This is a genomic window from Shewanella sp. SP1S2-4, from assembly GCF_031932075.1.
GTDB classification, from domain to species: domain Bacteria; phylum Pseudomonadota; class Gammaproteobacteria; order Enterobacterales; family Shewanellaceae; genus Shewanella; species Shewanella baltica.
On the sequence record NZ_JAUOET010000011.1, the window covers coordinates 1 to 16,872 of the forward strand.

A 16,872-nucleotide genomic window follows, 5' to 3' on the forward strand; every position below is an offset into this window, starting at 1 on the left:
AAGTGCGAACTCAAACAAAGCAAATCAGCTTTCCGAATTATTATTAACGTGGTCCAGCGATGGACACGGTAATAAACAGAATTTGCTTGGTGACAATAGCCTTGTGGAACCACCTGATCCCATCCCGAACTCAGAAGTGAAACGCAAACGCGCCGATGGTAGTGTGGGGTCTCCCCATGTGAGAGTAGGTCATCGCCAAGCGCCTAATTATCTCATTGAGATGTAACGAAGCCAGCTGAATAAGCTGGCTTTTTTGCGTCTGGAATTTGTCAATTTCAGCCTAGTTTGTCCTCAATTTATTAGTTTCTCTTCAATTTTCTCTCTACAATTACCTTCTTTCACGCTCCACGATATTGATAATTCGTGCCGCTTGGCTTTTATTTCAGCAGTTATTCTGACAATGCTTCGATATCGCTACAGCGATCTGAGTTCTAGATCGCGTCTAGCTATTGCTATTAGTTAAGCGGTTACTTACCTTATGTTTTAATTTGTTGGGGTAGATAAGGATCTGAGATGAAGTTAGAGATGATTTGTACTGGGGAAGAGGTGTTGGCGGGGCAGATTGTAGATACCAATGCCGCTTGGTTTGCCAGTACTATGATGGAGCATGGTGTCGAGATCCAGCGTCGAGTGACTGTCGGCGATCGCCTCGAGGATTTGATTGCAGTTTTCCAAGAGCGCAGCTTACACGCTGATGTTATTTTGGTTAATGGTGGTCTCGGACCGACAAGTGATGATATGTCTGCTTTAGCTATGGCGAAGGCAAAGGGGGAACCTTTGGTCGAGAATGTGGAATGGCGTGAGCGTTTAGAGGAGTGGTTTACCCGTAATAACCGTGAAATGCCTTTAAGTAATCTCAAGCAAGCTATGCTGCCAGCCTCAGCTGTGATGGTTGATAACCCTGTGGGAACCGCCTGTGGCTTTAGAGTTAAGCTTAACCGCGCGTGGTTATTCTTTACACCGGGTGTGCCTTTTGAGCTTAAGCATATGGTTACAAAGCAGTTTGTGCCTTTTATCCGCGATGAGTTTAATCTTGATTCCAAGGTCGCCTTAAAAAAATTATTAACGATAGGCCAAGGCGAGTCGGCGTTGGCAGATAAGTTAGAGCCACTAGAGCTGCCAGAAGGTATTACTATTGGTTACCGTTCTTCTATGCCGCATATTGAGATTAAGATTTTTGCCCGTGGCGAGAAGGCGATAGCGGTATTACCTCGGGTCGCTGGACACATCAAAATGGTGCTGGGCACTGCGGTAGTCGCGGAAGATAAAGCCACTCTTGCCGAAGAAATTCATTATAAGTTACTCAACTCCGGCTTGACCTTAAGCGTTGCTGAATCCTGCACTGGCGGCATGATCACCAGTCAGTTAGTTGATTTCCCTGGTAGTTCATCTTACTTACAGCACGGATTAGTGACTTACAGTAATGAATCTAAAGTGCGCGTGTTAGGCGTCAATCCTTCAACCTTAGATGATCATGGCGCTGTCTCCATTGCGACTGTGGAAGAAATGGCAAAGGGGGCAAGACAAATATTGGACAGTGACTATGCGCTAGCAACCAGTGGTATTGCGGGACCCGATGGTGGCACAGACGAGAAGCCTGTGGGCACTGTAGCGATTGCCTTAGCAACTCGCGGCGGTGTTTATAGTCAGATGATTAAACTACCGAGACGTTCACGGGATCTGGTACGCAGTTTAAGTGCTGCTGTAGCTTACGATATGCTAAGACGTGAGCTTTTAGCTGAAGCTGTGATCGTCGATTATCAGTCGATTGCTCGATTCAGTAAGTAACTTTTTATACAAGCTTGAAGATTATACAAGCTTGAAGATTTATTGGTTTACGGCTGTTTAAACGTATTAACAAAAATGCTCCCGAGGGAGCATTTTTTATGGAGTGTGATCCCGAAAAATCAGTTATTTAGTGAACTTAAGCACTAATTTGCCAGGGGCAACTTGAATGCTTTCGGTCATTTTTGCCATCAGTGCTTGGTTACTGTCCTTAGTATCCAGCACATATACAGGCTGGTTTTCTAAGAATTGTCTTAGATAGCCCATTACCTGCGGCGTGGCACTGCTGATGGCTTTTTCAATATCTTTTGGTGTTGACTCCACTTTGACTAATTCGAGCTGGCGCAGATAGACACTGTGCGTTGCGCTGTCATACCAAGGCTTGGCTTCGAAAGTCGTAGTGAGTTTGGCACTCAATGGAAAGATTGGATTCTTAATTGATACTTGCGTTGCGGCACTTACGCTCATAGTGTCAGGTTTTGCACCTAGTCTGACATTGATGTCGTTAATGCGCACTTCTGCGCCAACTAATTGATTGCCTTGTTTTATCTCAAAATGGATCTCTTTACTGAGGTACTGCTCCATTTCGTGCTCGCTGATACTGTACTGCGAGACGCAGCCGCCAAGCAGTACAGTGATCCCTAAGCAAATCGTGCGGGAAAGTTTTTTCATTAACCAGTGTTTCTCATTCCCGCTGCCACACCTGCAATAGTCAGCATTAGCGCTAGCTGCACATGTTCAGACGCGGGAGTTTCGGTTGTTTCCTTACGTGTCCGCGCTAATAGCTCGGTTTGTAAGAAGTTTAATGGGTCGATATACGGATTTCGCAGTTTTACTGACTCGCGATTCCACGGCGTATGCGCCATTAAGCTATCTGATTTTGTCAGTTCAAGCACGACTTTAATGCCCAGATCTAAGCGTTGGCGCAAGGTTTCACCTAAGTGATGCAAGTCTTTCGGTACTAAGCAGGTTTCGTAGTAACGGGCCAAATTAGGTTCTGCTTTGGCGTAGACCATTTCTAGCATTGAAATGCGTGTGCTAAAGAAGGGCCATTCCCGTTCCATGTCTTGCAGTAAGCCCATTTCACCGCGTTCACTGGCGGCCTGAAGTGCTTCGCCGGCGCCGAGCCATGCCGGTAACATCAAACGGTTTTGAGACCAAGCAAAGATCCACGGAATTGCCCGTAGGCTTTCAATCCCACCATCGACACGACGTTTGGCTGGGCGGCTGCCGAGTGGCAGTTTTCCTAATTCCACCTCTGGCGTTGCCGCGCGGAAATAAGCCACAAAATCAGGTTCATCACGCACTATGCCACGGTAAGCACCCACGGATTCTTCAGCGATACGTTGCATGCAATCGCGCCATTCTTGTTTAGGCTCTGGCGGTGGTAGCAGGGTTGCTTCCAATACGGCAGAGGTATACAAGGCCAAGCTTTGAACCGCGAGTTTTGGCAAGCCAAACTTGAAGCGGATCATTTCGCCCTGTTCTGTCACACGAATACGGCCATCTACCGAACCCGGAGGTTGGGATAGAATCGCTTTGTGTGCAGGACCGCCGCCGCGACCAATGCTGCCGCCACGGCCATGGAATAGTGTGAGCTTGACGCCCGCTTGTTTACAGACAGCCACTAACTGCTCTTGAGCGTGATACTGAGCCCAAGCCGCCGCCATAACACCGGCATCTTTAGCTGAGTCAGAGTAGCCAATCATGACCTCTTGCATGCCTTTGGTATAGCCACGATACCAGTCGATATCGAGCAAATCGGTAATACAGGCCGCGGCGTTGTTTAAGTCGCTTAAGGTTTCAAACAGTGGTACCACGCGCATTGGATGCGAACAGCCCGTTTCTTTGAGTAACAGTAAAACCGTTAAGACATCCGATGGTTTACCTGCCATCGAAATCACATAGGATCCAAGCGCTTTAGCTGGATGTTTAGCAATTAAACGACAGGTATTAAGCACTTCGGCCACATCGGCTGACGGCTGCCAGTTGCTTGGGATTAGTGGCCGACGGTTACTGAGTTCGCGTAATAGGAAGGCTTGTTTCTCGGTTTCATCCCAATGGTTAAAATCCCCCATGCCGAGATAACGAGTTAATTCGGCGAGCACATCGCTGTGACGGCTGGCATCTTGGCGAATATCGAGTCTGAGCATGTGAATGCCAAAACAGGCGAGACGACGGAGAATATCGAGCAATAATCCGTTGGCGATTAAGCGCATACCGCAGTCGGTTAAACTCTTATAGAGCATTTCTAACGGCGTTTTGAGATCGCTCTCTTGCCAAATCAGGCTCGACTTATCGACTTCAGGATTGTGGCCTTCGATGCGCGCATTTAAATAATCTATGGTATCGCGCAGTCTTTGGCGAAGTGAGCGCAGCACATGGCGGTATGGCTCGCAGCTGTTGTTGGTGTAAGCCTTTAACTCATCATTGGCTTCTTCCATCGACAGCTCGCCAACCAGTAGGACTATGTCTTTTAAGAATAATCTGGCGGCGGCATGGCGGTTGCGATCGAGCACCTCTTGGGTGACTTTCGCGGTAACAAAGGGGTTGCCGTCGCGATCGCCGCCCATCCAGCTTGAAAAACGCACTGGCGCGATATCAATCGGTAATTGCTGACCCGTGCGTTGTTGCACTTGGTCGTTAAGCTGTCTTAAGAAGTCCGGCACCGCATGCCAAAGTGACTCTTCAATGGTCGATAATCCCCAGCGGGCTTCATCAACAGGTGTTGGGCGCTCACGGCGGATTTCATTGGTGTGCCAAATTTGTGCGATCAATTGGCGCAGGCGCAGACTGATTTGCTGACGTTCTCTATCCGATAATTGATCGTTTTCTTGCTCAGTTAAGCAGTCGACAATGGCGGCATACTTTTGGATCAGGGTGCGACGTGAAATTTCAGTGGGATGCGCTGTCAGCACTAGATCGATATCCAGTGTCTTAAGGCAGTCGAGCATTTTCGTTTGGTCTACACGGCCATTTAACATGCGGCCTAGCAGCTGTTCCACGGGATCTGGTACGCAGACGAGTTCGTCACAATTGCGGCTAATGGTATGAAACTGTTCAGATAAATTAGCTAAGTTGAGGAACTGGTTAAATGCCTTTGCAAACGGAACTAATTCTTCGTCTGGCAGGGCGGTAAGTAACTCGAGCATTTGCTCTCTAGCGGCTTGATCGCCCCGGCGTGAATCTTTAGCAAGTTTACGGATCTGTTCAACCTTCTCGAGAAAAGAGTCCCCGAGGTGGGTGCGCATAGTGTCACCGAGGATTTGTCCTAACATACTCACGTTCGATCTTAATGACGCATACATATCGGTCATATTGTCTGCCTTGGTTACAACCATAGTTACTCCGAATAGAAAAACATGAAAATTCCGCATTGCATTTAGCCCGTTAGCACAATACCTATCACTTGGGGCAATGGTCAACAGAAGAACTTATAACTTATACGACTGGCTTATCTAATATGCAGCTAATCGCAATGATCGTTGAGGAATATTCAATATAAATGCGAAGCTACGCAATATTTTGTGATGATTAGCGTAAGTGAATATGAAGTGCATCATTTTCGGCTTTGCAGGCATGTATCTTAGCTGTTAATAAAAAGGACTGGTTTTTGCGCAAATTAACCCTAGATAACTGAGTTATTAACGAGTTAGCTGAACGGATGATAGACGGGCGAGATCTGTATTTCAGTAAGAAATATAAAAATAAATTAAAAATATATATTCACATATATTGCATAAGTAGATCTTTGTGGTAGTCTAGCCTGCAGTTGAGATGAGTCACCCCCTGTGACCTGTAGAGTAAATATCATGATTCAGAGCATTAACCTGACAGTGAATAAAATAACAACCAATTACGATTTCCTGCGACGATAATCTTGTCATCATAGATATGCGCAGTTGCGTGTACGCTATTCATCTATTCTTTAAGTTTCTTTGATTCGGTTAATAAGACAACAACACATGAAAAATATCGCCATTATTGGTGCCAGTGGTTACACAGGCGCACAACTGACCGCTTTAATCCATGCAGAAGCAGATCTGACGATTCAGGGTTTGTATGTTTCTGAAAACAGTTTAGATAAAGGTAAGCCTTTAGCGGATTTGTACCCTAGCTATAGCCATATCGCATTAACGCTGTCGCCATTGTCCGATGACGCTAAGGCAAAAATCGTTGCCGAAGCTGATGCCGTGGTATTAGCGACTGAGCATTCAGTGAGCTTACATTTAGCCGCTTGGTTTTATAGCCAAGGGTTAGCGGTATTCGATTTAAGCGGTGCTTATCGTTTTAGCGATGTGGCGCAATATCCTAAGTGGTATGGCTTTGAGCATGAATATCCTGAAGTTTTAGCCAAAGCTGTGTACGGACTTGCCGAATGGAATGCTAAAGAAATCGCGGCGACTAAGATGATCGCCGTGCCAGGTTGTTATCCAACCGCATCACTTACAGCGTTAAAACCGCTGGCGAGTTTACTGACATCGGCTTATCCGGTGATCAATGCTGTGAGCGGCGTAACAGGTGCGGGCCGTAAGGCGCAGTTACACACCAGTTTTTGTGAAGTAAGCCTGACACCTTACGGCGTATTAGGCCACAGACATCAACCCGAGATCGCCACTCAGCTTGGTCAAGAAGTGATATTTACCCCGCACCTTGGCAACTTTAAGCGTGGCATTTTAGCGACTATTACCGTGCAGCTAAAACCAGGCACTACGACTGCCGATGTGGCAGCGGCCTATAGCGTATATGACCAGGCGCCATTGGTCACTGTGAAGCACAATCAGTTCCCGAAAGTGGACGATGTGGTGCTGACACCTAACTGCCACTTAGGTTGGAAGTTTGATGAGAATAGCGGTTACTTAGTGGTAGCCAGTGCAATCGATAATTTGATGAAAGGTGCTGCCAGCCAAGCGCTGCAATGCATAAAGATTCATTTTAACCTTTAATTGTTCATCCTTATTTAAGAGAGTCGTCAAGATGTCTACAAACAACTCAGTATTAGTTCTTAAAGTTGGTGGCGCGCTGCTGCAGTGTGAAATGGGGATGGCGCGGTTAATGAATACGGCTGCGGCTATGTTAGCCAATGGTCAGCAAGTGTTGATGGTGCATGGCGGCGGCTGTTTAGTGGATGAACAGTTAGCGGCAAACGGTATGGAAACCGTCAAGTTAGAAGGTTTACGGGTGACTCCGCCTGAGCAAATGCCGATTATTGCCGGCGCACTTGCGGGCACTTCGAACAAGATCCTCCAAGGCGCAGCGACTAAAGCTGGGATTGTGAGTGTGGGCATGAGTCTCGCCGATGGCAATACTGTATCGGCAAAGATTAAAGATGAACGTTTAGGCCTAGTGGGCGAAGTGACACCAAAAGATGGCGCTTATCTTAAGTTTATCCTCGCCCAAGGTTGGATGCCGATTTGTAGCTCTATCGCCATGATGGACGATGGCCAAATGCTTAACGTCAATGCTGACCAAGCTGCGACGGCCTTAGCCAAATTAGTGGGCGGCAAGTTAGTGCTGCTGTCGGATGTGTCTGGTGTGCTCGATGGTAAAGGCCAGCTCATTCACAGTTTAAATGGCAAGCAGATAGCAGACCTTGTTAAACAAGGTGTGATCGAAAAGGGAATGAAGGTCAAAGTTGAAGCTGCGCTCGAAGTCGCACAGTGGATGGGGCAGGCGGTTCAAGTTGCCTCGTGGCGTGATGCAAGCCAATTAATCGCATTAGCAAAAGGTGAAGCCGTAGGAACACAAATCCAACCATAAGTGGAGTAGGTTATGAAGCATTTACTATCGATAAAAGAGTTAACCCAGCAGCAGTTACTTGATCTGATTGCCTTGGCAAAAACGATCAAAGCCAATCCGGCTGAGTACCGCCATGCGCTGGATGGCAAGAGTGTGGTGATGTTGTTTGAAAAGCCCTCGCTCAGAACACGCGTTAGCTTTGATATTGGTATTAATAAGCTCGGTGGCCACTGTTTATACCTAGACCAACAAAATGGTGCGCTAGGTCAACGGGAATCGGTTGCTGACTTTGCTGCTAACCTGTCTTGCTGGGCCGATGCGATTGTGGCGAGAACCTATTCGCACACCACCATTGAGCAATTAGCCGAGTGTGGCACAGTGCCCGTGATTAATGCTTTGTCGGATCTTTATCATCCTTGCCAAGCATTAGCCGATTTTTTAACACTGGCCGAGCAGTTTGAGGATGTCAGCAAAGCCAAATTAGCTTATGTTGGTGATGGTAATAATGTCACTAACTCGCTGATGTACTGTGCGGCTATTCTCGGTGCTACCATGACAGTGATCTGCCCAGCGGGTCACTTTCCTGATGGCTACGTAGTGGCAGAAGTGCAAGAGCTTGCTAAGCGATATGGCGGTAAGCTGGTACTGACTTCAGATATCGATGCGATTGAAGGTCACGACGCTATTTATACCGATACTTGGATTTCAATGGGCGATCCCACTCCGCTAGCGGATATCAAAGCGAAGTTTGCACCATACCAAGTCAACAAAGCTTTGATGGCGAAAGCGGGCGCTAACTTCTTTATGCATTGTTTGCCCGCCCACCGTGGTGTAGAAGTAACAGATGAAGTGATGGACGGTGCAGGCTCCTTAATTCTGCAACAAGCCGAAAATCGGATGCATGCCCAAAATGCGGTACTGGTAACCTTATTTAGTTAAATTAACCCTGTTTAGCAGCCTGTTTTCTCCTTGAGAGAAACGAGTCATAGGAATTTAAGATGTCTATCGAGATAAAAAATACTGGCGTGAAAAAAGTGGTTTTAGCCTATTCGGGTGGTCTAGATACCTCGGCCATTATTCCTTGGTTAAAAGAAAACTACGATAACTGTGAAATCATCGCATTCTGCGCCGATGTCGGCCAAGGCGAAGAAGAGCTGGTTGGCTTGACTGAAAAAGCCTTAGCTTCGGGTGCGTCTGAGTGTCATATCGTCGACCTGAAAGAAGAATTCGTTAAAGAATATATCTACCCAACGATTGCGAGCGGTGCGATTTACGAAGGCACTTATTTACTCGGTACGTCGATGGCGCGTCCTATCATTGCCAAAGCGCAGGTTGAAGTGGCCCGTAAAGTGGGCGCCGATGCTCTGTGCCACGGTTGTACCGGTAAAGGGAACGATCAAGTACGTTTCGAAGGTTGTTTCGCTGCATTAGCCCCTGATTTAAAAGTGATTGCACCATGGCGTGAATGGACTATGCAGAGCCGTGAAGATCTACTGGCCTATTTAGCCGAACGTGACATTAAGACATCAGCGTCAGCGACTAAAATCTATAGCCGTGATGCCAACGCTTTCCATATTTCCCATGAAGGTGGTGAGTTAGAAGATCCATGGAATGAGCCAAGCAAAGGCGTATGGACTCTGACAGCCGATCCTGAAGATGCACCGAACAAGCCTGAATATGTGTCGCTAGAAGTAGAACATGGCCGTATCACGAAAGTGAATGGTGAAGCCCTAACGCCTTATGCTGCGCTGATGACATTGAACGCGATTGCTGCGCCACACGGTGTGGGTCGTATCGACATCACTGAAAATCGTTTAGTGGGCATGAAGTCTCGTGGCTGTTACGAAACTCCCGGCGGCACTGTGATGTTCGCTGCGCTGCGTGCGATTGAAGAGCTTGTACTCGACAAAACTAGCCGTAACTGGCGTGAGCAAGTTGCCGCACAAATGGCGCATTTAGTGTATGACGGCCGTTGGTTCACGCCACTGTGCAAGTCACTGTTGGCAGCATCTGAGTCACTGGCAGAATCAGTTAACGGTGAAGTCGTGGTTAAACTCTACAAAGGTCAAGCGACGGCAGTGAAGAAACGTTCACCTAACAGCTTGTACTCTGAAGCGTTTGCCACCTTTGGTGAAGATCAAGTGTACGACCAAAAACATGCAGAAGGCTTTATCCGCCTGTACTCATTAGCGAGCCGCATCCGCGCACTCAACGCTAATGACGTTAAGTCTAAGTAATAGGTCGTTTAAAAGGGCGCCTAGCGCCCTTTTTTGTTTCTAGGTTTTGATCCAGTTTTTTGATTCAGATGAGTCGATTTCAAATCAGCAGTGAGTAAGGGGAGTTAGCATGGCTTTATGGGGTGGAAGATTTCAGGGCGAAACGAGCGCGCTATTCAAATTATTCAACGATTCGCTACCCGTGGATTATCGCCTGTTCGAACAGGATGTGGTCGGCTCTATCGCTTGGGCTGATGCGATTGCTAGCGTGGGTATTATCACAGCCACTGAATGCAGCGACTTAAAAAAAGCACTCAATGACTTGCTGGTGGAAGTGAATGGCGATCCAGCGATTATTCTCGCGTCGGGCGCTGAAGATATTCACAGTTTCGTCGAGTCTGCCTTGATTGCCAAAGTAGGCGATCTCGGTAAGAAATTGCACACCGGCCGGAGCCGTAACGATCAAGTCGCCACCGATTTAAAGCTTTGGTGTCAATCCGAAGGGGCTGCACTACTCGCGCGCCTTCAAAGCTTACATGCTGAATTGCTGGCGTTGGCTGAACGTGAGTTTGATGCGGTAATGCCTGGTTACACTCACTTGCAGCGCGCCCAACCTGTGACATTTGGTCACTGGTGTTTAGCGTATGTGGAAATGTATGAGCGGGATATCAGCCGTTTAGCCGATGCGTTAACCCGCGCTAACACCTGTCCATTAGGTTCGGGTGCCCTTGCTGGCACAGCCTATAAAATGGATCGACATGCACTGGCTGCCGCGCTAAATTTTGCCGCACCGACGCTCAATAGCTTAGATAGTGTGTCAGATAGAGATCACGTGGTAGAGCTTTGTTCTACAGCATCGATCAGCATGATGCATTTAAGCCGTATGGCCGAAGATTTGATTTTCTTTAACTCAGGTGAAGCGAACTTTATCTCTCTGAGTGATGAAGTGACCTCGGGTTCATCCCTGATGCCACAGAAGAAAAATCCTGATGCATTAGAGCTTATCCGTGGTAAAACGGGTCGGGTTTATGGCAGTTTAGTGGGTATTCTCACCACCATGAAAGCGCTTCCTTTGGCGTATAACAAAGATATGCAGGAAGATAAAGAAGGCCTGTTTGACGTAGTTGATAGCTGGGCAATTTGCCTCGATATGGCGGCGTTAGTGTTATCGGGTCTGAAAGTTAATCGTCCTAATGCGCTGTTAGCTGCGCAGCAAGGTTATGCCAACTCTACTGAGTTAGCTGATTATCTAGTTTCTAAGGGTATGCCTTTCCGTGAGGCGCACCACGTTGTGGGTGAAGTGGTGGTTGCCGCGATAGCGAAGCAAATTCCGCTGGAGGAATTCTCCTTGGCCGAGTTAAAAACCTTTGCCGCCATCATTGAAGATGACGTTTATCCTAACCTCACCATTGAAGCCTGTTTAGCGAAACGCGATGTGCTTGGTGGGACAGCTCTGCCGCAAATTCAGCAGGCGATCGCGGCTAAAAAAGCCCGCTAAGGCAAGTTGTTCAAATCAACAAGCCAATAAAAAACGCGACTTTAAGTCGCGTTTTTTATTGGGTCATTATCCGTATGGGCAATGACTTTCTATGAGTCGTTTATTGGAATAGGTCGTCAGTTGGCGCATCGATGAAGATGTTATTTTCATCCTGAGTTTCGCTGATGTATTCCTTCGGCTCAGTGCCCGAAATGAAGTATTCGAACGCGCTGGTATAGTCGGTTTTACGCGTGAGTTTACCCGTTGCTAAATCGATCCGTACCGATACAATGCCTTCTGGTGGAATCGATGTAGTTTCAGGTGTGCCTTGTAAGACACTGTTCATAAACTCGTTCCAACCAGGACCTGCCGTTTTCGCGCCAGCTTCGGCGCCGGTGATCTGATCTTTCTCTGCGCTGGCATTCCATGCAGTTCTACCCAGTTGTCGACCGTGATCGTCGAAACCGACCCAGAACGTACTGGTGAGCACAGGGCTAAATCCACTGAACCACGTATCGCGAGATTCGTTGGTTGTACCTGTTTTACCCGCAATATCATGGCGTTTAATTAATCTTGCAGCACGCCAAGCCGTACCTTGCCAACCAGTACCGTGACTCCAATCACCGCCACCCCAGATCACGCTCTTTAACGCTTCGGTGATGAGGAATGCCGTTTGCTCTGAAATGATCTGTGGCGCAAAGCGACCCGTTTGCTCGAAACACTGGGCAACAGGTGCACTCGGTTGAGCACTAGAGTCTCCACTAACACTGTACGCCATAGGATCGCTCGGTGTAACTGGTTGGCTAAGACTTTGGTTAGGCTTACAGGCCAATGTTGGATTCGCTTTTTCAATCACATTACCATAGGCATCTTCGACGCGATCGATATAGAAAGGTTCGAGTAAGAAACCGCCGTTAGCAAACACGTTAAATGCCGTGACCACTTGTAATGGCGTTACTGAAGACGAACCTAATGCAATCGACTCGTTACGCGGTAAGTCATTAGGGTCGAAACCAAATTTAATCAATTCTGCAATGGTGGCATCGAGTCCAACATGGCGCATTGCACGCACAGACATCACGTTGATTGATTGCGCTAAGCCCACACGTAAACGGGTTGGGCCGCCATAGATATCAGGCGAGTTTTTAGGGCGCCATGCGGTGCCTTGGCTGATATCGGGTTTATTGATCGGTGCATTGTTGATGAGAGTCGCTAAGGTAAAGCCTTTCTCTAATGCGCCAGCATAAATGAAAGGTTTGATGTTCGAACCTAATTGGCGTTTCGCTTGAGTGACGCGGTTGTACTGGCTTTGGCTAAAGCTATATCCACCGACTAAAGAACGAATCGCACCATTTTGTGGGTCGAGTGACACAGTCGCGCTGGCAACTTCTGGTACTTGCGATAACTGCAAATATTGGCCGTTATCACGGATCCAAATACGCTCACCAACCTTGAGCATGTCAGAAGCTGACTTAGGTACACTGCCTTGACGCTTATCGGTAATAAATTTACGCGCCCACTTCAAACCATCCCAAGTAATGACTTTAGTCTCGCCCTTGGCGGTCATGACGCTGGCTTGTTGATCTGCCACGCTGATGACGGCTGCGGGTTGCAGTTCTTGAATTGAAGCTACCTTGGCGAGTACAGCCTTGATTTGGGCTTGATCTGGTTTTTCGTCTGTCCACAGTACGGCGGCAGGACCACGGTAGCCATGACGCTCATCATAGGCATAAACGTTATTACGTAACGCTTGCTGAGCTTTCAGTTGTATATCCGATGAAATGGTCGTGTAGACGTTGTAGCCATTGGTATAGGCTTCTTCTTCACCGTACTTTTGCACCATATAATCCCGTGCCATCTCAGAAATATACGGGGCATAGAGATCAATTTCGGCGCCATGGTATTTAGCAATCAGCGGTTCTTGTAAAGCGGCTTGGTATTCAGCTTGGCTGATATAACCTACTTCATTCATCCGCATGAGAACGACATTACGGCGAGCGACAGCACGAGAAGGTGAGGTCACAGGGTTGAGTGTTGAAGGCGCTTTGGGTAAGCCGGCGATCATACTCATTTCTGAGAGTGTAAGATCTTTAACATCTTTACCAAAATAAACCTGTGCAGCGGCACCAACACCATAGGCGCGTTGGCCTAAGTAAATGCGGTTCACATAGAGTTCTAAAATCTCATCTTTGGTAAGTAATTCTTCAATGTGATAGGAAATAAAGATCTCCTTCACTTTACGAATAATCGTTTTGTCGCGGGTTAAGAAGAAGTTACGTGCGACCTGCATGGTAATGGTACTCGCACCTTGCTTCTTTTCTCCTGTGGTTAGCATGACTAATGCTGCGCGAAGTACGCCAACAGGATCAATACCACCATGTTCGTAAAAACGCGCATCTTCAGTTGCAATAAATGCTTGAAGCAAGGGTTTTGGTACTTCGTCTAGCTTCAATGGAATGCGACGCTTCTCACCAAATTGTGAAATAAGTTTGCCGTCACTGCTGTAAATGCGTAAAGGTGTTTGAAGTTGCACATTTTTTAGTGTTGAAACATCCGGCAAATCCGGCAAAACATAAAAGTATGCTGCCACAATGGCGCCTACGCCTAAAAGGGCTAGACTGAATAGTGCTATAACAATACGTTTTAACCACTTCACCAAAATTTATCCTAATGTTCCGTTAAGTGCGACAGTATATAAGGCGTACACCTCTTGGTGAAGTAAAAACGTGAGAAGCCTAAAATAGCATTTGTAAAATGACGAAACATTCGATACAAGTAAGTATAACAAGTTGATTTTGTGCTAATCTCTTTTACTGAAATATAAATAAAAAAGTGACAATGGATATGCTTTCAAATTTATGGAAGCGTCAGGCTCCGCAGATGGTCGGAATCGATATCGGTTCCCATGAGGTTAAGGCCATTTTGTTGAGTAAGACTGCTGATGGATACAAGATAGTGAGTCATGCGGCGGTACCTATTAAAAAGGGGGCCGTTAACGATCATGATATTCGTGATGCTGATGCCGTTGTCGAATGCCTTAGGCAAATAAAACGTAATTTACCTAAATCGGTTAAATATGCTGCGGTTTGTGTTTCAGGCTCTGCAGTCATGACTAAAGTGATTTACATGGACGCCTCGCTGAGCGAGGAGGAAATGGAAGCACAGATCGAAATCGAAGCCGATAACCTTATTCCGTATTCACTCGATGAAGTCAGCATAGATTTTGAAACCCTCAGTGTAAACAGTACAGATCCTACCAAAGTGGATGTGTTGTTGAGCGCATGCCGCACCGACAATATTGATGTCAGAGTCGATGCGCTCGATAGTGTAGAACTTGAGGCTAAAGTGGTTGATGTAGAAGGTTATGCTTTAGGTCGCGCAGCTGAATTAATTCTGGCGCAGCTACCCGAAGGAGCGAAAAATAAGGCCGTTGCTATGGTCGATATTGGCGCCAATATGACGACTTTTTCTGTAGTTGAAGCGGGAGAGACGACTTTTATTCGTGAACAAGCCTTCGGAGGTGAGCAATTTACTCAGTCAATATTATCCTTCTATGGCATGTCTTATGATCAAGCCGAAAAAGCAAAAATTGAAGGCGACCTACCACGAAATTATATGTTTGAAGTCCTATCACCTTTCCAAACTCAGCTATTACAACAAATAAAACGTACGCTGCAAATCTATTGTACTTCGAGTGGAAAAGATAAAGTTGACTACCTCGTATTATGTGGTGGGACCTCTAAATTAGAAGGTATGGCCAATTTACTGACGAATGAATTGGGGGTCCACACTATTATTGCCGATCCTTTTCAAGGGTGCCTGCATGCTGATGAGTCGGTTAAAACTGTACTGCAACCTACAATCAGTAAATATATGGTTGCATGTGGCTTAGCATTGAGGAGTTACGGTCAATGGCGAACATAAACCTACTCCCTTGGCGAGAAGAGGCGAGAGAAAAACAAAAGCGCGATTATATTGGTATTTTAGCCGCGGTATTTTTAGCGTCGGCAATCTTGGTTTATGTGGCTGTATCTCTTTTGGACGTGATGACTGATGAGCAAAAAGCGCGTAATGCCTATTTGCAATCGGAAATTAGCCTGCTAGAAACACAAATTTCTGAGATTAAGAAGATTACCGAGCGTAAGAAGGATATTGAACGCCGCACCGAAATTATTTTGAATTTACAACAATCCCGTAATTTACCGACCCATGTGTTAGATGAGTTAGTGCGAATTGTGCCCCCAGGAATCTACCTTTCTAGCTTAGAGAAAAAGGGCAGCTTGTTACTGATTGAAGGACGCAGTGAATCAAATAATAACGTTGCCAATATGATGCGTAAGGTTAAGACCTCGGAGTGGCTAACCGATCCCAATATGCAGTCGATTGTGACTCAAAATGAAGAATTACGGCAATTACAGCGATTCAGTTTAAGAGTCACGATTAAAGGCGCGAATGTGGGCGAGCCTGAGAAAATGACAAAAGGAGCGAGTAAATGAAACTCGATCTAAGTCAATTTAATGATATCGACTTTGAAAATATTGGTGGTTGGCCTAACCAAGTTAAAAGTTTTTTCGCGATCCTATTGGCACTGTGTGTTTTTGCAGCGGGTTATTTCTTAGTCGTTTCAGATTCGATTGACTCTTATACCGCAGAGCAAGATAGGGAATTTCAACTCAGAGATGATTTTAAGAATAAGTATCAACTCGCAGCAAATTTAAAACTTTATCGTGAGCAGTTAGCAACGATGGAAGTGCAATTTGCCGAGTTACTGAAGATGCTACCCTCTGAGAATGAAATGCCAGGCTTGCTAGATGATTTAACCTTTGTCGCCACCGATGCAGGACTTCGAATTAAGAGTTTAGATTGGGAGCCGGAAATTCAGCGGGATTTTTATATTGAATTCCCCATTAAAATGTCTGTTACAGGTGATTATCACCAGCTAGGTAATATGGTAAGTGGCGTAGCAAAACTGCCGCGTATTGTCAGTCTGCATGATTTTACGATTAAGCGCGATGATGCTGGTAACTTAGCCATGGATATTTTAGCTAAGACCTATCGCTTTAAAGAAGGGGCTGAATTACCGCCTGAAAACTCTGCTAACAAACAGGGGAAGAAATAATGAAATTCTTACCTCTATTGGCGTTGAGTCTTTTTTTAATGGGTTGTGTTGGCGATCGCAGTGATTTAGAGCTATTTGTTACTACAACTAAAGCGCAACACGTTGCTCATATTCCACCTTTAAAAGAACCGCCAAAGTTTGAGCACTTTGCCTACCAGGCAGAGTTAATGCGTAGCCCATTTGTACCTCCTTCACGTGAATTAACTGAAGAGGTTGTTGATACCAGCAAAGATTGTTTACAACCAGATTTAAAGCGTCGAAAAGGGCGGTTAGAAACTTATCCTTTAGATAATTTAAAAATGCGCGGCACCTTAAGTGAAGCCGATACGACTTGGGCACTAGTCGAAACAAACGATGGCAGTGTGTATCGGATGGGCGTTGGTGAGTATTTAGGTCTGTTTAATGGACGCATTTCTAAAGTTACTTCACAAAATGTCGAAGTAGTAGAATTAATTCCAGATGGTTCTGGTTGTTGGTCCGAAAGGACAAGCAATTTAGAACTTTCTGGAGAATAACGAGCGAAGGATGAGGGAATA

At 46.3% G+C, this 16,872-nt stretch carries 13 protein-coding genes and 1 rRNA gene; 11 read left to right on the forward strand and 3 right to left on the reverse strand.

Features of this window, described 5'->3' with window-relative positions:
* Window positions 1-85: 85 nt before the first annotated feature.
* Both rrf and Q4Q52_RS11755 read left to right on the forward strand, forming a co-directional pair.
* Window positions 86-201: ribosomal RNA gene (rrf, locus tag Q4Q52_RS11750) — 5S ribosomal RNA — on the forward strand.
* A 312-nt stretch (window positions 202-513) separates the two neighbouring features.
* Window positions 514-1,788 carry a CinA family nicotinamide mononucleotide deamidase-related protein gene (locus Q4Q52_RS11755; protein WP_311891932.1) on the forward strand — a complete coding sequence of 425 codons (1,275 nt, stop codon included), beginning with the start codon at window positions 514-516 and terminating at the stop codon, window positions 1,786-1,788.
* A 123-nt stretch (window positions 1,789-1,911) separates the two neighbouring features.
* Here Q4Q52_RS11755 and Q4Q52_RS11760 read toward each other — a convergent pair whose 3' ends face one another.
* Together Q4Q52_RS11760 and ppc are read right to left on the reverse strand one after the other, a co-directional pair.
* Window positions 1,912-2,457 carry a DUF1439 domain-containing protein gene (locus Q4Q52_RS11760; protein ID WP_261273266.1) on the reverse strand — a complete coding sequence of 182 codons (546 nt, stop codon included), beginning with the start codon at window positions 2,455-2,457 and terminating at the stop codon, window positions 1,912-1,914.
* Window positions 2,457-5,126, reverse strand: a complete 2,670-nt coding sequence (gene ppc, locus Q4Q52_RS11765) for a phosphoenolpyruvate carboxylase (protein ID WP_311891933.1) — start codon at window positions 5,124-5,126, stop codon at window positions 2,457-2,459. The genes Q4Q52_RS11760 and ppc overlap by 1 nt, the downstream gene beginning before the upstream one ends.
* A gap of 624 nt (window positions 5,127-5,750) precedes the next feature.
* Here ppc and argC point away from each other — a divergent pair.
* The 5 genes from argC (at window position 5,751) to argH (ending at window position 11,238) form a co-directional block, all read left to right on the forward strand.
* On the forward strand, window positions 5,751-6,731 hold the full coding sequence (gene argC, locus Q4Q52_RS11770) for an N-acetyl-gamma-glutamyl-phosphate reductase (RefSeq protein WP_107946259.1): 981 nt from the start codon (window positions 5,751-5,753) through the stop codon (window positions 6,729-6,731).
* Between the two features lie 31 nt (window positions 6,732-6,762).
* Window positions 6,763-7,545, forward strand: a complete 783-nt coding sequence (gene argB, locus Q4Q52_RS11775) for an acetylglutamate kinase (protein ID WP_259579301.1) — start codon at window positions 6,763-6,765, stop codon at window positions 7,543-7,545.
* A gap of 12 nt (window positions 7,546-7,557) precedes the next feature.
* A complete protein-coding gene (locus Q4Q52_RS11780) occupies window positions 7,558-8,463 on the forward strand; it encodes an ornithine carbamoyltransferase (protein ID WP_006083551.1) in 906 nt (301 codons plus the stop codon).
* A gap of 59 nt (window positions 8,464-8,522) precedes the next feature.
* Window positions 8,523-9,761 carry an argininosuccinate synthase gene (locus Q4Q52_RS11785; RefSeq protein WP_006083550.1) on the forward strand — a complete coding sequence of 413 codons (1,239 nt, stop codon included), beginning with the start codon at window positions 8,523-8,525 and terminating at the stop codon, window positions 9,759-9,761.
* Window positions 9,762-9,870: 109 nt separating this feature from the next.
* Entirely contained in the window at window positions 9,871-11,238 is a 1,368-nt protein-coding gene (gene argH / locus Q4Q52_RS11790; protein WP_311990693.1) for an argininosuccinate lyase, read from the forward strand.
* Window positions 11,239-11,338: 100 nt separating this feature from the next.
* On the opposite strand, the gene Q4Q52_RS11795 is transcribed toward argH, so the two are convergent.
* The gene (locus Q4Q52_RS11795; protein WP_311990694.1) at window positions 11,339-13,873 is read right to left on the reverse strand and encodes a PBP1A family penicillin-binding protein; all 2,535 of its coding nucleotides are present in this window, start codon (window positions 13,871-13,873) and stop codon (window positions 11,339-11,341) included.
* Window positions 13,874-14,061: 188 nt separating this feature from the next.
* Here Q4Q52_RS11795 and Q4Q52_RS11800 point away from each other — a divergent pair, with 188 nt between their 5' ends.
* Genes Q4Q52_RS11800 through Q4Q52_RS11815 form a run of 4 tightly spaced genes read left to right on the forward strand, consistent with a single transcriptional unit; the run spans window position 14,062 to window position 16,851 of the window.
* Complete coding sequence (locus tag Q4Q52_RS11800) at window positions 14,062-15,141, forward strand: pilus assembly protein PilM (RefSeq protein ID WP_311990695.1); 1,080 nt, start codon at window positions 14,062-14,064, stop codon at window positions 15,139-15,141.
* Window positions 15,129-15,713, forward strand: coding sequence for a PilN domain-containing protein (locus Q4Q52_RS11805; protein WP_106649103.1), 585 nt, complete (start codon window positions 15,129-15,131; stop codon window positions 15,711-15,713). The genes Q4Q52_RS11800 and Q4Q52_RS11805 overlap by 13 nt, the downstream gene beginning before the upstream one ends.
* Window positions 15,710-16,336: a type 4a pilus biogenesis protein PilO gene (locus tag Q4Q52_RS11810; protein ID WP_311891937.1), complete on the forward strand. Its 627-nt coding sequence runs from the start codon at window positions 15,710-15,712 to the stop codon at window positions 16,334-16,336. Before Q4Q52_RS11805 ends, Q4Q52_RS11810 begins: the two co-directional genes overlap by 4 nt.
* A complete protein-coding gene (locus Q4Q52_RS11815; protein ID WP_106649105.1) occupies window positions 16,336-16,851 on the forward strand; it encodes a pilus assembly protein PilP in 516 nt (171 codons plus the stop codon). The genes Q4Q52_RS11810 and Q4Q52_RS11815 overlap by 1 nt, the downstream gene beginning before the upstream one ends.
* The last annotated feature ends 21 nt before the right edge of the window (window positions 16,852-16,872 follow it).